20 protein-coding genes and 1 riboswitch are annotated in these 19,590 nt (G+C 67.6%); of the genes, 9 read left to right on the top strand and 11 right to left on the bottom strand.

Translation table 11 applies throughout. The features are described from left to right. Nucleotides 1–4 precede the first annotated feature (4 nt). A partial coding sequence (locus ASD37_RS32675; protein ID WP_370072675.1) for a DUF222 domain-containing protein occupies nucleotides 5–671 on the bottom strand: 667 nt, incomplete at its 3' end. Nucleotides 672–869: 198 nt separating this feature from the next. Here ASD37_RS32675 and ASD37_RS10455 point away from each other — a divergent pair. Further along, nucleotides 870–1,778, top strand: coding sequence for a cytochrome c oxidase assembly protein (locus tag ASD37_RS10455; RefSeq protein WP_156720823.1), 909 nt, complete (start codon nucleotides 870–872; stop codon nucleotides 1,776–1,778). Here the strand turns inward: ASD37_RS10455 and ASD37_RS10450 are convergent. The 3 genes from ASD37_RS10450 to glnX are packed head-to-tail and all read right to left on the bottom strand — an operon-like array spanning nucleotide 1,775 to nucleotide 6,308. Continuing rightward, nucleotides 1,775–4,024 (bottom strand): serine/threonine-protein kinase PknG, encoded by a 2,250-nt coding sequence (locus ASD37_RS10450; RefSeq protein ID WP_056550866.1) that lies wholly within the window; start codon nucleotides 4,022–4,024, stop codon nucleotides 1,775–1,777. The genes ASD37_RS10455 and ASD37_RS10450 overlap by 4 nt on opposite strands. Beyond that, nucleotides 4,021–4,992, bottom strand: a complete 972-nt coding sequence (locus ASD37_RS10445) for a glutamate ABC transporter substrate-binding protein (RefSeq protein ID WP_056550865.1) — start codon at nucleotides 4,990–4,992, stop codon at nucleotides 4,021–4,023. The genes ASD37_RS10450 and ASD37_RS10445 overlap by 4 nt, the downstream gene beginning before the upstream one ends. Then, nucleotides 4,989–6,308: a protein kinase G-activating protein GlnX gene (gene glnX / locus ASD37_RS10440; RefSeq protein WP_056550864.1), complete on the bottom strand. Its 1,320-nt coding sequence runs from the start codon at nucleotides 6,306–6,308 to the stop codon at nucleotides 4,989–4,991. The genes ASD37_RS10445 and glnX overlap by 4 nt, the downstream gene beginning before the upstream one ends. A 132-nt stretch (nucleotides 6,309–6,440) precedes the next feature. On the opposite strand from glnX, the gene ASD37_RS10435 reads away from it, so the two are divergent. Beyond that, nucleotides 6,441–6,938: an NUDIX hydrolase gene (locus ASD37_RS10435; protein ID WP_056550863.1), complete on the top strand. Its 498-nt coding sequence runs from the start codon at nucleotides 6,441–6,443 to the stop codon at nucleotides 6,936–6,938. Here the strand turns inward: ASD37_RS10435 and thiE are convergent. Beyond that, nucleotides 6,922–7,587, bottom strand: a complete 666-nt coding sequence (thiE, locus tag ASD37_RS10430; protein ID WP_056550862.1) for a thiamine phosphate synthase — start codon at nucleotides 7,585–7,587, stop codon at nucleotides 6,922–6,924. The two genes, ASD37_RS10435 and thiE, sit on opposite strands and share 17 nt — an antisense overlap. A 33-nt stretch (nucleotides 7,588–7,620) precedes the next feature. Further along, nucleotides 7,621–7,731: riboswitch (TPP riboswitch) on the top strand. Between thiE and thiO the strand changes: the two genes are divergently transcribed. The 5 genes from thiO (at nucleotide 7,724) to ASD37_RS10405 (ending at nucleotide 10,969) form a co-directional block, all read left to right on the top strand. Beyond that, nucleotides 7,724–8,731 (top strand): glycine oxidase ThiO, encoded by a 1,008-nt coding sequence (gene thiO / locus ASD37_RS10425; RefSeq protein ID WP_056550861.1) that lies wholly within the window; start codon nucleotides 7,724–7,726, stop codon nucleotides 8,729–8,731. (Overlaps the previous riboswitch by 8 nt.) Further along, entirely contained in the window at nucleotides 8,728–8,925 is a 198-nt protein-coding gene (gene thiS / locus ASD37_RS10420) for a sulfur carrier protein ThiS (protein WP_056550860.1), read from the top strand. Before thiO ends, thiS begins: the two co-directional genes overlap by 4 nt. A 10-nt stretch (nucleotides 8,926–8,935) precedes the next feature. Then, on the top strand, nucleotides 8,936–9,694 hold the full coding sequence (locus tag ASD37_RS10415) for a thiazole synthase (RefSeq protein ID WP_056550859.1): 759 nt from the start codon (nucleotides 8,936–8,938) through the stop codon (nucleotides 9,692–9,694). Between the two features lie 5 nt (nucleotides 9,695–9,699). Next, nucleotides 9,700–10,470: an SGNH/GDSL hydrolase family protein gene (locus tag ASD37_RS10410; RefSeq protein WP_255354838.1), complete on the top strand. Its 771-nt coding sequence runs from the start codon at nucleotides 9,700–9,702 to the stop codon at nucleotides 10,468–10,470. 10 nt (nucleotides 10,471–10,480) lie between these two features. Next, the gene (locus ASD37_RS10405; RefSeq protein ID WP_056550858.1) at nucleotides 10,481–10,969 is read left to right on the top strand and encodes a MarR family winged helix-turn-helix transcriptional regulator; all 489 of its coding nucleotides are present in this window, start codon (nucleotides 10,481–10,483) and stop codon (nucleotides 10,967–10,969) included. On the opposite strand, the gene ASD37_RS10400 is transcribed toward ASD37_RS10405, so the two are convergent. Then, nucleotides 10,966–11,712, bottom strand: coding sequence for an SDR family oxidoreductase (locus ASD37_RS10400; RefSeq protein ID WP_056550857.1), 747 nt, complete (start codon nucleotides 11,710–11,712; stop codon nucleotides 10,966–10,968). The genes ASD37_RS10405 and ASD37_RS10400 overlap by 4 nt on opposite strands. 116 nt (nucleotides 11,713–11,828) lie before the next feature. Between ASD37_RS10400 and ASD37_RS10395 the strand changes: the two genes are divergently transcribed. Then, nucleotides 11,829–13,316: a M28 family metallopeptidase gene (locus ASD37_RS10395; RefSeq protein WP_056550856.1), complete on the top strand. Its 1,488-nt coding sequence runs from the start codon at nucleotides 11,829–11,831 to the stop codon at nucleotides 13,314–13,316. After that, nucleotides 13,313–14,749: a M28 family peptidase gene (locus ASD37_RS10390; RefSeq protein WP_056550855.1), complete on the top strand. Its 1,437-nt coding sequence runs from the start codon at nucleotides 13,313–13,315 to the stop codon at nucleotides 14,747–14,749. Before ASD37_RS10395 ends, ASD37_RS10390 begins: the two co-directional genes overlap by 4 nt. Nucleotides 14,750–14,781: 32 nt before the next feature. Here ASD37_RS10390 and ASD37_RS31410 read toward each other — a convergent pair whose 3' ends face one another. The 5 genes from ASD37_RS31410 to ASD37_RS10365 all read right to left on the bottom strand — a co-directional run bounded on the left by ASD37_RS31410 (nucleotide 14,782) and on the right by ASD37_RS10365 (nucleotide 19,468). Next, on the bottom strand, nucleotides 14,782–14,976 hold the full coding sequence (locus ASD37_RS31410) for a hypothetical protein (protein ID WP_156720822.1): 195 nt from the start codon (nucleotides 14,974–14,976) through the stop codon (nucleotides 14,782–14,784). Between the two features lie 164 nt (nucleotides 14,977–15,140). Further along, nucleotides 15,141–16,322 carry an SRPBCC family protein gene (locus ASD37_RS10380; protein WP_056550853.1) on the bottom strand — a complete coding sequence of 394 codons (1,182 nt, stop codon included), beginning with the start codon at nucleotides 16,320–16,322 and terminating at the stop codon, nucleotides 15,141–15,143. Between the two features lie 106 nt (nucleotides 16,323–16,428). Next, nucleotides 16,429–17,310 (bottom strand): ABC transporter permease, encoded by an 882-nt coding sequence (locus ASD37_RS10375; protein ID WP_056550852.1) that lies wholly within the window; start codon nucleotides 17,308–17,310, stop codon nucleotides 16,429–16,431. Next, nucleotides 17,307–18,209 carry an ABC transporter permease gene (locus ASD37_RS10370; RefSeq protein WP_235568051.1) on the bottom strand — a complete coding sequence of 301 codons (903 nt, stop codon included), beginning with the start codon at nucleotides 18,207–18,209 and terminating at the stop codon, nucleotides 17,307–17,309. Before ASD37_RS10370 ends, ASD37_RS10375 begins: the two co-directional genes overlap by 4 nt. A 5-nt stretch (nucleotides 18,210–18,214) precedes the next feature. Next, entirely contained in the window at nucleotides 18,215–19,468 is a 1,254-nt protein-coding gene (locus ASD37_RS10365; RefSeq protein WP_056550851.1) for a spermidine/putrescine ABC transporter substrate-binding protein, read from the bottom strand. Nucleotides 19,469–19,590: the final 122 nt, after the last annotated feature.

Genomic DNA, 19,590 nt, shown 5'->3' with positions numbered 1-19,590 from the left:
AGTNGGCGTTGGTCCTTGGTCCGGGGATCGGCGGGGCACACGGTCTTGGCGATCGCGCTCAACCGCGCGTCGAAGGCCTTCGCGTCGGTGGCGAACAAAGTCGCAAACACTGTGGCCATGCCGCTGCCGTCGTCCTCCCCGACGTCCACCGACCGGCCCCGCGCCCGAGTCTCGGTCCGGTGCACAGCCTGCGGGTCGACCTGGGCGACGAACGCATCCACGGTCTTCTCAAGAGTGCCCACCGACATCGGCTCCCGGGTGCTCAGCGCCTCGGACAACAACTTATCGAGTTCGTGCAGGGCTGAGGGGTCGACGACCAAGGCGCCGCGCTGCACCACGATCCGGACCAGTTGATGGGTGATGAGTCCTTCGGCGAACACCGCCGCAACCAGTGGGAACCGTTCGTGCAGTGCCACGGCGATGAGTAGTTGGTTGGACGCGGCGCCATGCGTGATGCGCTGGGCGGCGCCGATGTGGGCGGCTACGGCGTCCCAGTTGTCCAAGCACCACTGGTCGCGGTCCGTGGACCCGTCTACCGCGTAGGCGGCCTGGAGCATGCCGGCCATCGCCGCGACGCGACGGGCGCAGGCGGCAGATTCCACCCGTAACCACGACTCCACCGCACCGGCACCTGAGGTACCGTCCGCAGACGCTGACAGCAAATCGAACATAGTTTCGATTGTAGATCGCACTCTGGACAGAAACCAGGCTGGAGCTGCGGTCCTGTGGATAAACGGCAACCTGTGGACAACCTGCTCGCTAAGGGTGTGAAATGTCGGTGGTGCGTGCTAATTGGTGCCGGATGAATCTGCCTGTGAACAATTCAGCGCCACCGGCTAGTTCCCAGCTTCGAGACATAGCTTCGGCTGGTGCCGTCGCCCGCCCAGACTCCGCTGACCCTCCGGGTGGCGGTCGAGTCGTGGCAGCTGGACCCCGCCGCACTGCTGCTCATCGTCGCTCTCGGCTTCGGCTATGCCTGGTGTCGCCGCGCGGCACCCGCCGAACGCGCCCCCATGTACTGCTTCACCGCGGGCCTCGTCACGTGGGCCGTCGGCACGACCAGTGCGATCGCGGTGTACGCACCCGTCCTGTTCTGGATGCGGGCCGTGCAGGTGCTGGCGTTGTTGTTCGTCGTCCCCTTCCTGCTCGCGCTCGGCAAGCCGGTGACCACGCTGCGGGCGGCGCTGGCCGACGAGGGGCGCAGGCGGCTCGACCAGGTGCTGGCCTCGCGGGCGTGCCGGGTGGCCGCCTCGCCGTTGTGCACGTCGGCGGCGATGCTCGGCCTACCGTGGCTGCTGTACCTGACACCGTGGTACGTGGCGTCGATGGGCGGAGCGATCGGCTCGGCCACACGAATCCTGTTGGTAGTGGTCGGGTTCGGCTATTTCTACGCCAGGGTGCAGAGTGACCCCGTGCCGAGGCGCTATCCGCCTCTGCTGTCCGTCGGCATCAGCGTCGTCGAATCGCTCGGCGACGGCCTGCTGGGCCTGGTGTTGTGGCTCGGTCCGCTGATCGCCCAGTCCTACTACGCTGGTCTGCAACGCAATTGGGGTCCGAGCCTGAGGACCGACCAGTCCGTCGGCGCGGGTGTCCTGTGGGTCGTCGGCGACGTCCTCGGCGTTCCGTTCCTGGCCGTCCTCTTCAAGGGGCTGTCCACTCACGAGAAGAAGCGCGCACGCGAAGTCGACGCCGAAATCCAAGACGTGGAAGACGTGGTCGAACCCACCCTGTGGTGGGAAGCCGATCCTGAATTGAACCAGCGCTTCCGGCGAGGCTAGAACGTGCTCATCGGGCGCACGCTGTTGGCGAGATCGACCAGCGCGTAACGGTGTTCCTGCGTCGGCGCGACGCGCGACAGACCACGTAGGGACGCCTCGACGCCGAGTCGGAGGCCGTGTTCGGTGAAGGGAAAGCCAAGGATGTGATTGGTGCTCGCGGTGTTGTCGGCCAACCAGTCCATCGCCGTGCCCAGCACCAGAGCGCGGATCTGCAACACCCGGGGTTCGGTGTCGGGCAGCACTTCGACTCGTCGTGCGGCATCACGGATTTGCTGCTCGGTGATCTCGCTGCCCGAGCGGCCCGACAGCAGCGTGACGGCGCTGGTAAGCCGTGCCGTGGTGAAGTGCCTCGAGGTGGGCGGCACCTGGTCGAGTGTGGTGACCGCGTCGTCGCGTTGGCCGTCGGCGGACTGCGTGCGGGCGAGGCCGAAGCCGGCCGAGATGATGCCGTTGTCGGTGTTCCACACGGTCTTGTAGAACCGTCGCTCGTCCGCCGCCCCGCACAACTCGGCAGTCGCCGCCAGCGCCAACTTCGGCGCGAGTTCACCTGGCAGGGTGTCGAGCACCTCGGTGAAGTGCTTGGTGGCGGATTCGTAGTCCGCGGAGAGCAATTCGGCGACGGCGCGGAACCACACCAGGCGCCATTGCCACCCCACCCGCTCGCCGAGATCCTCGAGTTTGCGGTTGGCCTTGGCCACGTCTCCAAGGTCGAGCAGGGCCCGCACTTCCATGAGCGGGAGCTCGACGGACTCGGAAAGGTCAACGCCGCCATCGGAATCCAGCGAGCCATAGCGCGCCGCGCGTAGCGAGTCCAGGGTTTGGACCGGCTGGCTGAGCACCGTCGCCGACAACACCGCGGCACCGACGTCGGCGGGGTCGACCAGTGGAACCTGCAGTGCCCTGACGATTTCCTGCGCGGTCAGCTTCTCCGAATGCACCTGACCGTCGAGGTACACGTCGGTGTGCGCGACGAGCAGGTCGACGCCGAACGTCGAACGCGACGGGCTGAACACGGCCGACAGGCCCGGCCGCGGCATCCCCGAGTCCTGGGCGACCACTTCACGCAGCACGCCGATCAGCTGGCCGGACATCTCCTCGGCGCTGGCGAACCTCCGGCGTGGATCCGGGTCGATGGCCCGCTGCAGCAGACGTCCGAACGAATCATATTTGAGCAGAACGGGATCGCCCTCGGGCAAGCCGTCGTCGTAGCGACCGTTGCGGGTGCGCAGGTCCAGCGTCAGGGCGGCCAGGGTGCGGCCGACGGTGTAGATGTCGGTGGCCATCGTCGGCCCCGTCTTGACGATCTCGGGGGCCTGGTATCCCGGTGTGCCGTAGAGGAATCCGTAGGAGTTCAACCGCGACACCGCGCCGAGGTCGATCAGCTTGAGCTGCTCCTCGGTGACCATGATGTTCTCGGGCTTGAGGTCGTTGTAGACCAGGCCGACGGAGTGCAGGTAACCAAGGGCGGGCAGGATCTCGAGCATGTAGGCAATGGCCTGGGCGACCGGAAGCTTGTGTCCCTTGGCCTGTTTGAGCGACGTCCCGCCGACGTACTCCATCACGATGTATCCGACGGGGTCGCCGTTCTTGTCGTCGTGCTCGACGAAGTTGAAGATCTTCACGATCCCCGGATGAGTGACCTCGGCGAGGAACTGGCGTTCGGCCATCGCGATCGACTGAGCTTCGGCGTCACCCGAGTGGACCAAGCCCTTGAGGACCACCGGCCGGTCGTTGACGTTCTTGTCGAACGCAAGGTAGATCCAGCCGAGACCGCCGTGCGCGATGCAGCCCTTGATCTCGTACTGGTCGACCACCATGTCGCCCGGACTCAGCTGCGGCAGAAAGGAGTACGGGCTGCCGCAGTGCGGGCACCAACCCTCGGACAGGGCTTCGCCGTCGGAGGTCGAGCGACCCACCGGCTTGCCGCAGTTCCAGCAGAATCGCTTGACCTCGGCGACGACCGGGTCGGTCATCAACGCTTCCAGCGGATCGCGTTCCGGTACCCGCGGCACCTCCACCAGGCCGCCGCCGAGCCGCCGGATCGGGGACCACTGCCGCGTCATCTGGGTCATCTGTTCGTATGGATCGGTCTCGACGGTGCCCACCGAGAAGCCGTCGGAATCGTCGAAGTTCGGCCGGAACACGGCCTGGGTGGCCATCGGCCGCAGGGTCGCCAGCGAGTCGTAGGCCATGGCGTCGGCGGGCTGAGTGCCCGGGTAGGCCTCGTCCTCTTCTGGGGCGGTCATTCGGACTCATACCTCGGTGAGGGTGGGTAGGGCGCCGGGCCGAGCACCGTCAACCACTTGCGGTACAACGTGTTCCACGTGCCGTCGCGACGTATCCGCTCGAGGGTTCCGTTGACGAACCGCACAAGGCCGGTGTTCTCCTTGTTGATCCCGATTCCGTAGGGCTCCTTGGCCATCGACGGCCCGACGATGTGCAGATACGGGTCCTGGCTCACCAACCCGGCGAGGATGGAGTCATCCGTGCTGACGGCGTCGACTTGACGCTGCTGCAGGGCAACCAGGCAGTCGGCCCACGTCACCACCTCGACGATGACCGGCGGCGGGCTGACCTGCCGAACGCGATCGAGCGACGTGGTCCCCGACACCGCGCACACCCGCTTGCCGGCAAGGTCGGAGGCTTGGCTGATCGGCGAGTCGCGGGGCGCCAGGATGCGCTGGGTCGCCGCGAGGTACTCGGTGGAGAAGTTGACCAGTTCCTTGCGCGCGCAGGTGATGCTCATGGTCTTGACGACGATGTCGACCTGGTTGTTCTGCAGGGCCGCAATGCGATCGGCGGACGACAGGATGCGGTATTCGACCTGCGAGGGCGTCCCGAAGATGTCCCTGGCCACTTCGCCCGCGACGTCGACGTCGAAGCCGGTGATCTCACCGGTGATCGGGTCGCGGAAGCTGAACAGGTTGCTCCCGATGTCGAGGCCGACGATGAGCCTGCCCCGGTTGCGGATGTTGGTGACGGCGTCGTCGGCGTCGGCCTTCGAGGTGAACGGACGCAGGCTCGCCGTGCAGTTGTCGCCGTCGTCGTCGGGGTCGGGAGGCAGCGCGGGCTCCGGCGGGGCTTCCTGCATGCCCGCGGGCGTCGGCGGAGCCAGGGTCACGCTCGGCACGCTGACGACGGGCGCGGTCTGACTGCACCCGGCGACCGTCGTCACAGCCGCGAGTACCGCCAGGACCTTCACGAAAGCGCTCATCGGTACTCACTCAACCTCGGCCACAGCCCCAGCGCCACCGCGATCGCCGCGATGATGCTCAGCACCGCCGCGCCGACCGTCGCGCCGGACAGCACCCGGCGGGCGTTGACGATGTCGTTGCGCAGCTGCTGGCGACTCTCGCCGATGCCCTTCGTCAGCGCGGCGTCGAGCTTGTCGAAGGCCGGCGTCGAATCGTCCTCGCCGGTGCCGAGGGCCACCTGCGTGGCGGCCTGGTAGTTGCCGACCGCGATGTAGGCGTTGATCCGGTCGTCGGCGGCCCGCCAGCGTCTCAGCAGTTGTTCGGCGTCGGCAAGATCGGCCTTGTCGATGGCGTCGTCGCGGCCGAGATAGCCGGCGAGCTGCTGCTGCATCGTGTCGATGCGCTGGTAGTACGACTGCTTGCGGACGCCTTCGTCGCCGCGGCGGATCAGGGACAGCGTCTCGTCCGCGCGCGCCTGCTGCGCGGTAATGGCCATGGTGGTGACGGTCTTGAGGGATTCGGCCGCGGTGCTCTTGGCGCTGCGACTGTCCGCGGTCGAGATCGTCAGCGCGGTACCGACCCACACGATCATGATCAGGACGGCGAGGCCGCCGGCGACGAAGCCGACGTTGACGCGCCTGCGGGTGCGCCTGGCCAGCCACCGGTTCGCGAACGCGCCGAACATCAGGGTCGCGAGCACCACCAGGATGACGGGGGCGGGGATCCTGGTCGATGCGGTCGTCTCGGTGTCGACCTGTTTGCTCGTCTCCTCGTACAACCGCTGGGCGTTGGGGAGGATCTGCGTCTGCATGAGCGACGAGGCCTCCGACAGGTACGACGAGCCGACCGGGTTGCCTGCGCGGTTGTTGGTGCGGGCGGTCTCGACGAGGCCGGTGTAGACCGCGAGTTGGGCGTTGACGCGGCCGAGCAGCCGGACCATCTCGTCGTCGGTCAGGCCGCTCGACGCGCGCGTCACCGCGACGGACGCATCGGTGATGGCCTGCTCGTAACGCTGCCGGACCGCCCGGGGTTCGGCTCCCGAGATGAATGCGGTCGCGGCGGCGGCGTCGGCGACCGACAGGGTCGTGTAGAGCTGACCGGCCGCGAACGCCAGCGGCTCGGTGTGGTCGAGCACGGTGGTGAGCGCCTGCTGGCGGTTGTTGATGGTGGTCGACGTCGCGAAGGCGCACGCGATGACCATCGCGGCGAGGACGAATCCGATCGTGAGGATGCGGCCGGGGGTGGTCCAGAAGAACCACCAGCGTGGGTGCGCTGGTCTGGTTTGCGAGCGCGACGCAAGGGGCTCGGTGGAAGGGTGCGCCAACTCCACGGTCACCTGTGCGTGGACCTCTGCTTTCGGTCTGCTTTCCCGACTGCTCAACTGTAAAGGAATTCTAAGAGGAGGGGGCGGGACGCGCGGAACAATCGCCGACACCCATGTTCGTCGTCCCTTCCCTATCCTGGGTGCGTGCGTGGTGACGGGGACGGTTGGGTCAGTTCGACGGATGGCGCGCACTTCTGGGGCCTGCATGGCGCGGCTGGGCTGCTGCTGCGGGCGCCACGTCCGGACGGAAGCGCCGCCGTCCTGCTTCAGCATCGGGCGCCCTGGAGCCATCAGGGCGGTACGTGGGGCTTGCCGGGTGGAGCCCGAGACAGTCACGAAACCGTCGAGCAGGCCGCCGTCCGCGAAGCGCACGAGGAAGCTGGCCTGTCAGCGGACCAGTTGGTTGTGCGCCGGGAGGTCGTGACCTTCGAGCCGCGGGGCGTGTCCTGGACCTATACGACGGTCATCGCCGACGCGCCGGAGCCGTTGGAGACGGTGCCGAACCGCGAGAGCTCGGAGCTGCGCTGGGTTCCCGAAGACGAGGTGGCCGACATGCCACTGCATCCCGGTTTCGCCGCCAGCTGGGAGCGGTTGCGCACCGAGTCGGCGTCGCTCCCGTTCGAGGTCACCCCAGAGCGTTGAGTAGCGTCCTGGCCGCCGCGGCAGGATCCTCGGCGGCGGTGATGGCGCGCACCACGACGATCCGACGGGCCCCCGCGGCGAGCACCTCGGGCACCCGGTCCAGGTCGATCCCGCCAATGGCGAACCATGGTGTGTCGCCCTCCAGTGCGGCGGCCGTTCGGACCAGGTCGAGCCCCGGTGCCGTGCGTCCCGGTTTGGTCGGGGTCGGCCAGCAGGGGCCGACGCAGAAGTAGTCGACGGCCTCTCGTGTGGCGGCGCCGGCCTGTTCGGCGTCGTGGGTGGACCGCCCGATCAGCGGCTCGGGGCCGATGACGTCTCTGGCGACGGAGAGCGGCAGGTCGTCCTGGCCGAGGTGCAGGATGTCGGCTCCAGCGGCGCGTGCGATGTCGGCCCGGTCGTTGACGGCGAACAGCGCGCCGTGGCGCCGTGCCGCGTCGGCGAGCACCTCGAGGGCGGCGAGCTCGCCGCGCGCCTCCAAGGGGCCGAACTGTTTCTCGCCCGCCGAGCCCTTGTCGCGGAGCTGGATGACGTCGACGCCACCCGCCAGGGCGGCGTCGGCGAACTCGGCGAGATCGCCGCGCTCCCGCCTGGCGTCGGTGCACAAATAGAGCCGGGCGGTCGCGAGTCGCTGACGACGGTCGAAGGACATACCGCGAACGTTAGCGATTGGTGGGTACCCTTGAACACGCGACGCGGGAGTCCCGAGACCGGGGGCTGAGAGTGGGTGCGTTCACCCTTACCGTCACACCTGATCCGGGTCATGCCGGCGTAGGAAGGATGGAACCGTGCGTAGGCACTCTTTGGCGGTCATTGGCGGCGGTGTCATCGGCTTGTCGGTGGCCCGCCGCGCGGCCCTCGACGGCTGGACGGTGCGGGTGCACCGGTCCGACGTCCGCGGCGCCTCCTGGGTAGGTGGTGGCATGATTGCCCCGCTCGGCGAGGGCTGGCCTGGCGAAGAGCGACTGCTGGAGATCGGCCTCGCGTCGCTGGCGATGTGGCACGACGACTTCCTGGACGGGCTGCCGTCGGACGTCGTCACCGCTAGGCAGTCGCTGGTGGTCGCCGTCGACCGCGCCGATGCGACGGACTTGGCCACGATCGGGGAATGGCTTGCCGCCCAAGGGCATCCGGTGACGACGACCAGATCGGCGCGTGATCTCGAACCGCTGCTGGCACAGGGCATCCGGCACGGCTTCGTCGCCGATACCGAACTGGCGGTGGACAATCGGGCGCTGGTGACCGCGTTGGCGGATCAGTGTGAAGGTCTCGGGGTGACGTGGGCGGGCCCGGTGCAGTCGTTGGACGAGGTGCGTGACGCCGACGTCGCGGTGATCGCCAACGGCGTCGACGCGCCGTCGCTGTGGCCCGGTCTGCCGATCCGGCCGGTCAAGGGCGAGGTTCTGCGACTCCGGTGGCGACGCGGTTGTATGCCGCTGCCGCAGAGGGTGATTCGGGCCAGGGTGCACGGTCGACAGGTGTACCTGGTGCCGCGCGCCGACGGCGTTGTGGTGGGGGCGACGCAGTACGAGCACGGCAGGGACACCGCGCCCGCGGTGGCCGGTGTCCGCGAACTCCTCGACGACGCGTGCGAGGTCATGCCGGCGCTTGGCGAGTACGAGCTGGCCGAGTGTGCGGCCGGTTTGCGCCCCATGACCCCCGACAACCTGCCGGTGGTCGCCAGGCTGGACGACCGCACGCTCGTCGCCGCCGGCCACGGCCGCTCGGGTTTTCTGCTGGCTCCGTGGACTGCCGCCACGATTGCGGCCGAGTTGAAAGTTGGTGTGCCCGCATGAAGATTGAGGTCAACGACGAATTCGTCGACGTCGACGACGGAATGAGCGTCGCCGATCTGCTGGTGATGCTTGGCATTCCGGAGAAGGGCATCGCGGTCGCGGTCGACTGGACGGTGGTTCCGCGGTCGGACTGGCACCTCGGACTCGCCGACGGTGCAAAGGTGAAAGTGGTGACGGCGGTGCAAGGTGGTTGAGTCAAGTCCAGTGGTTGAGTCGAAGCTGACCATTGCGGGCCGTAGCTTCGGCTCGCGGCTCATTCTCGGCACGGGCGGCGCGGCCAACCTCGCCGTGTTGGAGGAGGCGCTCGTCGCCTCGGGAACCGAGCTGACCACTGTGGCGATGCGCCGGGTGGACGCCGAAGGGGGCACCGGGGTGCTCGACCTGCTGAACCGCTTGGGCATCACCCCGTTGCCCAACACCGCGGGTTGTCGCGGGGCGGCCGAAGCGGTGTTGACGGCCCAGCTGGCCCGCGAGGCGCTCGGGACCGAGTGGGTCAAGCTCGAGGTCATCGCCGACGAGCGGACGCTGCTGCCCGACGGCATCGAATTGGTCAGGGCCGCAGAGCAACTGGTCGACGACGGCTTCGTCGTGCTGGCCTACACCAACGACGACCCGGTGCTGGCGCGGCGGCTCGAGGACATCGGGTGTGCGGCGGTGATGCCACTGGGGTCGCCGATCGGGACGGGCCTCGGCATCGCCAATCCCCACAACATCGAGATGATCGTCGAGCGGGCGAACGTGCCCGTCGTCCTCGACGCCGGAATCGGCACCGCAAGTGACGCCGCGCAGGCGATGGAACTCGGTTGTGACGCGGTGCTTTTGGCGACCGCCGTCACCAGGGCGGCCGACCCGCCCATGATGGCGGCGGCGATGGCGTCCGCGGTCACGGCGGGCCGACTCGCGCGCCAGGCCGGTCGAATACCGAAGCGGTTCTGGGCGCAGGCGTCGAGCCCGGCCAACTGACGCGGGTGGGCAACCGGTACGTGGCTCTCGGTTCGTCGATGGCGGCAGGCCCGGGGATCAAGCCGAAGGCGGCGGGCGCACCCATGGGTTCGGGCCGGTCCGCGGTCAACTACCCGCACCTCGTCGCGGCGCGGCTGTCCTACGACCTGGTCGACGTGACGTTCTCGGGCGCCACCACGGCCAACGTCCTGTCCGAGCGCCAACGCGGCGCGCCGCCGCAGGTCGACGCACTCGACGGCACCGAGAGTCTGGTCACCATCACCATCGGCGGCAACGACGCAGGCTACGTCCCCCTGCTCTACGCCGCCGGCCTGCCGCGCTGGACCCGGTCGCTTCCGGTTCTGGGCCGGATCGTGCGCGGCCAACTGGACGGCGACGCGCGCGACGCGGCGCTCGCCGCGGTCGGGGACTCGCTGACAGCCGTCGGCGCGGAGGTGCGGCGCCGTGCCCCGGTGGCTCGGGTCATGTTCGTCGACTACCTGACGCTGTTGCCGCCGAAGGGGATACCCGCGGCTCCTCTGTCGGAGGACGACGCCGAGACGGGTCGTCGAATCGCCGACACGCTGGCGCGCTTGACCGCGGAGGCCGCCGCGGCGACCGGCTGCGAACTGGTGCGGGCGGCTGCCGCGAGCCGTGACCATCACCCGTGGTCGGCCGATCCGTGGACGACGAAATTCGGCGTTCCGCTGCCGGGCCGGGCGGCTCCGCTGCATCCCAACGCCGCCGGGATGCGGGCGGTGGCCGATCTGATTTGCGTGAAGTGTCACGGATCGTGATGATGACGGGATGACCGTGTGGTTGTCGCCGTCGCAGGGGCGGACGTGGTTGAGCTACATGAGCGTCTACCACCGGCTGGAATACGAGATGAACCGGCACCTGCAGGCCGAGTGCGGACTCTCGTTCGCCGACTACACGGTGATGAACGCGCTTTCCGTGGCGCCGGGGCGTCGGACGAGGCTTTCCCAGTTGGCCATCACCATCGGGTGGGAGCGCAGCAGGCTGTCGCATCACCTGCAGCGGATGGCCGGGCGCGGCCTGGTCGAGCGCGTGCAGTCCGACACCGACGGCCGGGCCACCGACGCCCTGCTGACCGATGCCGGTCTCAAGACGCTGCGGGTGGCTGCCCCCAAGCACGTCGCGTGGGTGCGCACGGTGTTCTTCTCCGACCTCGACGACGAGCAGGTCGAGGAGATGGGTGATCTCCTCGACCTGGTCTATCGCACGATCCTGCGCGAAGGCACGCTGCCGACGCCGGAGTGGCCCCCCGCGACTTAAGTCTGAACCTCGCCGCCGTCGACGAACATCTCGCTGCCCGTCATGAAGCTGCTCGCCGGAGAGGCGAGGAACACCACGGCCGCGGCGATCTCGGCGGGCTGTCCGATGCGTCCGAGCGTCACGTCGGCGGTCAGGTTCTTCAACAGTTCCTTCTCGCCACCGGCGGGGGCGAGGCCGACGAGTCCCGGGGTCTCCACCGGACCGGGGACCAGGGTGTTGACCCTGATGCCACGCGGCGCCAACTCCGCGGCCCAGGTGCGACCAAACGAGCGGACGGCGGCCTTGGACGCGGCGTAGACGCCAAAGGATGGGATACCCCGCGACGCCGCCGTCGACCCCGACAGGATGACCGACGCGCCCTCGTTGAGCAGTGGCAGCACCTTTTGCACGGTGAACATCGTGCCTGCGACGTTGCGGTTGAAGGTGTCGAGGTAGTGCTCGACGGTCACGTCTTCGAGGGTGGCGAACTCGCCGCCGCCCGCGTTGGTGAACACCGCGTCGAGACCGCCGCCGTGGGCGGTGATCGCGTCGACGACGGCGTCCAGCTGGGCCGGGTCGCTGATGTCGCTGCGGATGCCGGTCGCCGACGATCCGATCGACGCCACTGCGTTGTCGATCGTGTCCTGATTGCGGCCGGTCAGAAAGACGTGTGCACCCGCCTCGGCCAGTGCATGCGCCGCGGCGAGCCCAATGCCCGCGGTGCCGCCGGTGACGAGGGCGTTCTTGCCGTCCAGTGATCCCATGACTTCTCCTCTTGGGTGACTCTCGCGTGGTTCGAGAGTGCGCGTTTTTGCGTGACATGTCAATCAACTGGCATGGCATCGGAGGTATTCCGCCAAGCGTGACTAACGTTGGGGCGATGCGGCGGAGATCACGGACGGTAGGGGCTGCCTTGACGGCGGCGGTGTTGGCGGCGGGTGTCGCGGGATGTGGCAAGGAAGCCGCCGAGCCGGCGGCGACGACACCGTCGGACTTCGCGATCGCGCTGAAGGATCGCGTCTCGACCGACGCGATGATGGCGCACCTCAAGAAGCTGCAGGACATCGCCGACGCCAACGGGGGGAACCGCGCACTCGGCACACCCGGGTACGACGCCAGCGTCGACTATGTCGTCAAGACGTTGCGGGACAAGGGTTTCGACGTGAAGACCGACGACTTCGAGGTCCGCATACCGTTCGCCGACGAGCCCGTCGTGACCGTCGGAGGTCAACGGATCAAGGCCGCGCCGCTGATGTACACGGCAGGCACGCCGAAGGACGGGGTCGCCGGACGCCTGGTGCCCGCCCGTACCGGTCCCCGGCCGGGATGCAAGGCGTCGGACTACGACGGACTCGACGTCGCGGGTGCCGTCGTCCTCGTCGACCGCGGCGCGTGCCCGTTCGGTGACAAGCAGGTCGTCGCCGCCGAACGTGGCGCGGTCGCCGTGATCGTGGTCAACAACGAGGACGGGGACGACATCGGCGGCGGCACGCTGGGGGAGGACACCGAGGTGAAGATCCCGGCCGTCAGCATCTCCAAGGGCGACGGCGCGCGCCTGCGCGACGAGCCCGCCGAGACGAGGATCGCCCTCAACGCCGGTGTTCGCGTCGACCACACCCGCAACGTGATCGCGCAGACCAAGACCGGGGCGACCGACAACGTCGTCATGGCGGGCGCCCACCTCGACAGCGTGCCAGAGGGTCCCGGCATCAACGACAACGGATCCGGTGTGGCAGCAGTGCTGGAAACTGCTGTGCAACTTGGTAGTTCGCCTGACGTCAAGAACGCCGTGCGGTTCGGGTTCTGGGCGGCCGAGGAGGAGGGTCTCGTCGGGTCCACCGAGTACGTCAAGACCCTCGACGTCGAGGCGCTCAAGGACATCGCGCTCTACCTCAACTTCGACATGCTGGCCTCGCCGAACCCCGGCTACTTCACCTACGACGGCGACCAGTCGGCACCCCGCACGCCCGACGTGCCACGGGTCCCGGAGGGATCGGCAGGCATCGAACGCCTGTTGTCCGCCTACCTGGACGAGGCGGGTAAGGAACCGCGGGACACCAGCTTTGACGGACGCTCCGACTACGACGGCTTCACCCAGGCGGGTATCCCCGCGGGTGGGTTGTTCTCCGGCGCCGAGGACAAGATGAGCGCCGACGAAGCCAAGCTCTGGGGCGGTGCGGCCGACGAACCGTTCGACCCGAACTATCACAAGAGCTCCGACACCTACGAACATCTCGACCGCACTTCACTCGACATCCAGGGCAAGGGCGTCGCCTACGCGATCGGCGTCTACGCCAAGGACGACGGCGGGCGCAACGGCGTCCCCGGCCGCGAAGACCGCACCCGTCACGTGGTGTCGGGGTCGTGAAGGCGGTCCTGGTCGCCGCATGCCTGCTGCTGGTGGCCGGCTGCTCGTCGCAGACGACAGCCACTGCACCAGCGGCTCTCTCCGCCCGCGAGCTGGCGGACAAGGTGACCGCCGACGGCATGTACGCGCACCTGGAGAAGTTGTCGGACGTCGCCGCCGCCAACGGGAACAGCAGAGCCGACGGGACGCCTGGCTTCGACGCAAGCGTCGACTACGTCGCTCAGACGCTGCGTGACAAGGGTTTCGACGTCGAAATGCCGGAGTTCGACCGGCTTGCCATGACGTCACCGGGGCGGCCGACCCTGGTCGTCTCGGGCCGCAGCTTCTCCGTAACCCAAGCGTCGCCGTTGGTGACCACTGCGCCGGGCGGGCTCAGCGCCGTCACGCTGCGGCCGGAGAAGGCGTCCGGCTGTACCGCCGCCGCATACGGCTCGGTCGAGGTTCGCGGGGCACTCGCGATCGTCGACGACAAGGGCTGCTCGGTGGTCGACAAGCAGAACGCGGCCGTTGGCCGGGGTGCGGTCGGCGTGCTGGTCGTGAGCGATCCCGACGAAAACGGCAGTCCGGCAGGCTTGTTCACCCCGGGATACTACCAGCAGCTCACGTCGCCGGTCGCGGTCATCGACGAGACTGCCGACGCGGCGCTGCGCCGCACCACTGCGGACGTTCGGCTCACTCTCAACGCCAAGAACGCGGTCGTGAAGTCGCGAAGCGTTGTGGCGCAGACCAAGACCGGTGATCCGCACAACGTCGTCGTGGCGGGAGCGCATCTCGACTCGGCGATGGACAGTCCCGGCCTCAACGACAACGGGTCTGGTGTCGCCGCGGTACTGGAAACCGCGGCGCAACTGGGTAGTTCGCCGACGGTCACCAACGCCGTGCGGTTCGTCTTCTGGGGCGCCCAGCAAACCGGACTTCAGGGGTCGACCAAGTACGTGGCGGGCCTCGGCGACGCCGGGTTGAACGACGTCGCAATGTATTTGGACTTCGACCTGCTCGGCTCGACCAACGCGGGCTACTTCACCCTCGACGGCGACCAGTCCGGCCAACCCAACCCCGACGTTCCGGCCGCGCGGGTGCCCGCAGGATCGGCCGGGGTCGAACGGACGCTGGCCGGATACCTCAACCTCGCTGGTGTGCGGCCCGCCGATCTCCCTCTGGGCCTGGCGAGCGACTACAGCGCGTTCCTGCGCGCCGGAATACCGATCGGCGGCATCACCACCGGGTCGTCACAACGCAAGTCGGCGACTCAGGCGCGGCTGTGGGGTGGAACCGCGGGGGTGGCCTTCGACCCCAACTATCAACGGCGGGGCGACACCATCGCAAACGTCGACAGGGCTACCTTGTCAGTCACCGGTCCCGCGGTGGCCTTTGCAGTTGGCACCTACGCGCAGTCGACCGAGGGTCCGAACGGCGTGCCCGCGCGCGGTTGACAGCAGACGGTACGCCCATCCCCAACCGTGTCTCAGGCGATCTCACAGCTGGCGTGCGTAGGAATGTCGTTCGTGACCAATACTTCTCGACGCCTGAGCGCGACGGTTGGACTGGCGGCTGCGGTCGCCATGGGTGCGCTGACGGTGGCCTGCGGGTCCACCGGCACCACCTCTCCGTCGACCACCGCAACCACCACGACCAGCACCGCCCCGACTACCACCAGCACGACGCATCGCCAACATTCCTCGAGCGGCACTCAAGCGCCCGCCACGGTGACCAACACCGAGACCGACACCCAGACGGTCACCCCGTCGGTGACCCCGTCGGTGAGCACGTCCGTCGAGACCGACACCCAGACCTCGACTCAAACCTCGACTCAGACGGTGACGGTCACGCCGACGCGTCAGCAGCATGACTTCGGCCCTGGTACGAACGGGCAACACGGGTGACGAACTGGTAGACGCCGTCCTCGTCGGGAGCCAGCGGGCCCGGCCTGGCATGCGGTGAGCTCAGGCCGCGTTGGACCGACTCGCATGCGGCCCAGTCCTGTCGGTTGGTCAGATCCCAGAAGTCCACGGCGTAGGACGGATCGAAACCCTCTCGGGCCGCAACGTCCTTCGGGAAGGCCCACGCGCATTCCACGTGGGTGCGGTCGGCCGCGAGCGGAGTCATCAGATGCGTCATGACGTAGTCGGGGTGCAGGCTGACGAGGAGGTTCGGGAATCCGACCAGGTACATCACGGTGCTCAGCTCGTGCTCGGAGAGCCCCGTGATGGCCACGCCACCGCTCTTGCCGGTGAACGACATCGTCTCGGCGCCTTCGATCATCGACATCCAGCCGCCCATCCACGAACCCTCGAAGTGCAGGTTCTCCCCGCTGGTGGGTGGGCTGATCTTGGAGAGCTCGGGATGAATGGTCGAGCAGTGGTAGCACTCCTGGTAGTTCTCGGCGATCACCTTCCAGTTGGTGGCCAGCTCGTAGGAGTGGCGGTCGACGATCACCAGATCCTCGGGCCGGTAGCCACTCACCACGTCTTCGAGGCCGGCGACGTGGTCGGTGAACTCGACGTCGGTACCGCTGGCGTCGACGAACAACCAGCCGTGCCAGTCGACGAGCCGCAGTTCGGTGAGGCCGAATTGGCCGGGGTCGAAGCCGTCGTCGAATCCTGGTGCGCTACGCAGAGTCCCGTCGAGCCGGTATGACCAGGAGTGGTAGGGGCAGACGATGCCGCGCCGCTTCGCGGTGGTGCCGCACGCGAGTAGTTCGTGGCCGCGGTGTCGGCACGTGTTGGCGAAGGCGCGGATACCGCCGTTCTTGGCATGCGGGTCGTCCCCGTGGACCAACAGGATTCCGTCGGCGCCGGACCCGATCGCCCGCTGCGCGCCCGTGCCGGCCATGTCGGCGGCGTGGCCGACGCACTTCCAGCCGGAGAAGACGTTGCGCTGCTCCCACTCGAAGACCGCCGGGTCGACGTACGCCTCGCGGGGCAGCATGCGGGAGGCGCCGAACGGGGCCAGGCTCGCGGCGAGATCGTCGGCCGGAACGGGTGCCGGCTCCTGCTGTTTGAACATACAGTCAGGATACGGTGCCGCGGCCGGTCGGTCTAGCTGTCGGGATTGGCGATTTGTGGAGTCTGAGCAGTGCTGACCGCTGCAAAAGCTCCACAAATCGCGGGGCTCAAGCTTCGCCGGCGAATGCGGCGAGACCGCGGTCGGCGCCCGTGGCGTCGCCGCGCGTCATCCGGCGGTACACCAGGTAGCCGATGACGACGGCGGCCAGAGCGGCCAGCAGCAGCAGGGTGGCCAAAGCGTTGAGCGCAGGCGTCGGAGCGGCACGCGCGGTGTTGTAGATCTTCACCGACACCGGCTCGGTCGACGATCCCGCCGACAGATAGCGCACCAGCACGAAGTCGTCGATGACGTCGGCGAAGACCAGCACGGTGCTCGCGAAGATGGCCGGCATCAGCATCGGCATCGTGACCCGCCACAGTGATCCGAGCGGGGAGGCGCCGAGATCCGTTGCCGCCTCTTCGTATTGCTTGCCGATGGTCGCCAGGCGGGCGCGCACCAGCACCGCGGGATAGGCCACCTGGTAGGTCACCAGACCGACCACCTGCGCCGACGTGCCGAGGCCGATCGGCAGCGCCAGGTTCGTCATCACGAACAGCAGCGCGACGGCCAGCAACACTTCGGGGATGACGAAGGAGATCAGCATCAGCACGTTCGCCCCGGACGGCAGCCTGCCGCGCCAGCGGTCGACGCCGATCGCGAAGAGAACGCCGAGTGGAACGGTGACGAGGGTGGCGATCACGCCGAGCTTCAACGTCTGCAGCAGCGCCGTGTGGAGGCTGGCGTCGTGCCAGACCGACCGGGTCGGGTCGCCCCAGTACCACCGGAACGAGAACCCCTGCCAGTTGGTGCGCGACCGGCCGTCGTTGAAGGAGAACATCACGGCGATCAGCACCGGGAGCAGCGACCACACCAGGTAGAAGACCGTGATGCCGGCGAGAATGCGGGGCTGTCGCCACGGATCGCGGAACCAGCTGACCGGGCCCCTCACGTCCGAACCTCGTCTCCGCGCAGGGTGACTCGGACGTAGTAGAACATCGGGAGAACCGTGGCGAGCAGCACCAGCATCACGAAGGCGCCGGCCTGACCGGTCTGGCCGGGAGCCTGCACGCTGTCGTTGATGAGGTTGCCGACCATGGCGGTCTTCGGCGAGGCGGACAACAGGTCGTTGGTGAAGTAGTCACCGAGCATGGGCAGGCAGGTCAGCAGCACCGCAGCCAGGATCGTCGGCCTGCACAGCGGCAGCGTCACGCGTAGGAACGACGAGATACGGCTCGCGCCGAGGTCGCGGGAGGCCTCCAGCATCGGCTGCGACAGTCGGTCGAGCCCGGCGTACAGCGGCAGGATCATGTATGGGACGTAACCGTAGGCCAGGCCGAGGATCACCACGACGGGCTGCCCGGTGAGCCAGTCGACTGTGACGTCGAAGAGCCCGCCGAAGCCCAGCAGGCGGTTGACGAGTCCGTCGTTCTGAAGGAGGTTGACCCACGCCAACATTCGCATCATGTAGCTGATCCAGAAGGGCGCGATCAGCAACGCGATCAACAGACCCTTGCGCTTGCCGGCCAGACGGGCGACGAAGTAGGCCACCGGAAAGGCGATCGCCAGGCACAGGACGCTGGCCGCGCCGACGTACCCGACGGTGCGGAGCAATGCGGGGAAGTAGACCCCGTCCGGGCTGATCCTCGACAACACGTAGGTGAATTGAGAGGGGTTCCACTCCAACGGGTTCCAGACCGGAACGGCGGTGCGGAACAGCGGGTCGACGCGACCGAAGACGATCGCCAGCACCACGTACAGCGGGGCCAGGAAGAACAGCAGCAGCCAGCCGATACCCGGGGCGGCCAGCGCGGCCCACAGCCGGACGTTGGGTTCGCGCGTTCGCGCCACCGTTCTCAGGATCCCCCGGCGTTGAACGCGTTCCAGACGTTGTGCCACGCGGCGTCGTTGTCCGCGTCGAGTTCGAGCAGGCGATAGCCGCTGTCGAAGTACTCGGGTTTGACGATGGCCGACCGCAGGTTCTCGGGGATGAACTCCTCGGCGATCAAGGAGTCGGCGGTCAGGGTGTTCTGCGGCGGCTGGTAACCGATCGCGGAGAAGTTCTCCTTGGCGACGGCGGGATCCAGCATGTGGTTGAGGAACAGATGCGCCAGCACCGGATTCTTGCCGCCCTTGAGGGTGACCAGCATGTCGTTGTCGACGAGTCCCTTGCCGTCCTGCGGGAACCAGTACTGCAGAACGTCGGTCCCGACTCCCTCGGGCAGATAGGACTGCGCGTTGATGACGTCACCGGACCACATTTGGCACAGTCCGATCTGGCCGGACGGCATGTCGCTGTACATCGTGATGGTGACCTTGGGCGAGGTCGCCTTCACCAACGCGCTGAGCTGTTCGTCGACCATCTTCAGGTCGTCGGCCGACGACGTGTTGACGTCGGTGATGCCTTGCTTCAGCAGCACCATCGCCATGGCGGTGTGCCAGTCGTCGATGATGGCGGTCTTGTCCTTGTAGGCGGTGTCCCACAGTGATTCGTACGGATTCTTCAGCCCACCGATGTCGGCGGGCACTTGGTCACTGCGCCAACCCATTCCGGTGGTGTAGATCGTGTACGGCACGGTGTACTGCCAGCCCTGGTCGTACCAGGGGTTGGTGAAGCTCGGCCACACGTTGGAGATGTTGGGAAGATAGGTGTGATTCAGCGGGCGCAGCAGCCCACCCGTCACCAGCCTGCTCATCTCGGTGTAGTTGGCGTTGTAGATGTCGAAGTCCACTCCGCTGCGGAGTTTGGTGATCGCCTCGTCACCGTCGTTGAAGGTCGAGACCTCGACCGTACAGCCGTGCTCTGCTTCGAAGGCCTTGATGGCCTGGGGGCTGAGATAGTCGGCGTAGTTGTAGATCTTGAGGGTGGCGCCCTTCTCCGGCGCCAGCCCGTCCGCGATGGGTTCATTGCCGCTCGCGATGTCCCACTTGACCGGGTTGTCCGGCTTGGCGATCGTCAGCGTCGGCCCAGAGGAGGGTGGCGCGGACTTGGCGCAGGCGGCCAGGAATGCGCCGAGAGTGGGTGCCGCTGCGGCGAAAAGTGCAGCGCGCTGAAGGAATTGGCGACGATTTGGAGCGGGTCGACCGGGTATCGGCATCTGGGCTGGCATCCGGGCCTCCCGCACTAAGCGTCTTGTCGGTGATAGGACTCTCGCATAGACTGAATGCTCAGTCAACCGCTGATGAGCGCTGGCGCGAAGAAGAGACCAGACAAGCAGAGTGGAGGTGCGCC

The sequence above is a fragment of the Mycobacterium sp. Root135 genome, from assembly GCF_001426545.1.
Lineage (GTDB): Bacteria > Actinomycetota > Actinomycetes > Mycobacteriales > Mycobacteriaceae > Mycobacterium.
This window is presented reverse-complemented; position numbering and strand designations above follow the sequence as displayed.

What these genes read in the sequence shown, in the direction of transcription:
- thiS (WP_056550860.1), top strand. Translation starts at nt 8,728, where the DNA reads ATGAAGATTGAGGTCAACGACGAATTCGTCGACGTCGACGACGGAATG.
- thiE (WP_056550862.1), bottom strand. Translation starts at nt 7,587, where the DNA reads ATGTCCTTCGACCGTCGTCAGCGACTCGCGACCGCCCGGCTCTATTTG.
- ASD37_RS10450 (WP_056550866.1), bottom strand. Translation starts at nt 4,024, where the DNA reads ATGACCGCCCCAGAAGAGGACGAGGCCTACCCGGGCACTCAGCCCGCC.
- ASD37_RS10405 (WP_056550858.1), top strand. Translation starts at nt 10,481, where the DNA reads ATGACCGTGTGGTTGTCGCCGTCGCAGGGGCGGACGTGGTTGAGCTAC.
- ASD37_RS10400 (WP_056550857.1), bottom strand. Translation starts at nt 11,712, where the DNA reads ATGGGATCACTGGACGGCAAGAACGCCCTCGTCACCGGCGGCACCGCG.
- ASD37_RS10445 (WP_056550865.1), bottom strand. Translation starts at nt 4,992, where the DNA reads ATGAGCGCTTTCGTGAAGGTCCTGGCGGTACTCGCGGCTGTGACGACG.
- ASD37_RS10380 (WP_056550853.1), bottom strand. Translation starts at nt 16,322, where the DNA reads ATGTTCAAACAGCAGGAGCCGGCACCCGTTCCGGCCGACGATCTCGCC.
- ASD37_RS10365 (WP_056550851.1), bottom strand. Translation starts at nt 19,468, where the DNA reads ATGCCAGCCCAGATGCCGATACCCGGTCGACCCGCTCCAAATCGTCGC.
- ASD37_RS10395 (WP_056550856.1), top strand. Translation starts at nt 11,829, where the DNA reads ATGCGGCGGAGATCACGGACGGTAGGGGCTGCCTTGACGGCGGCGGTG.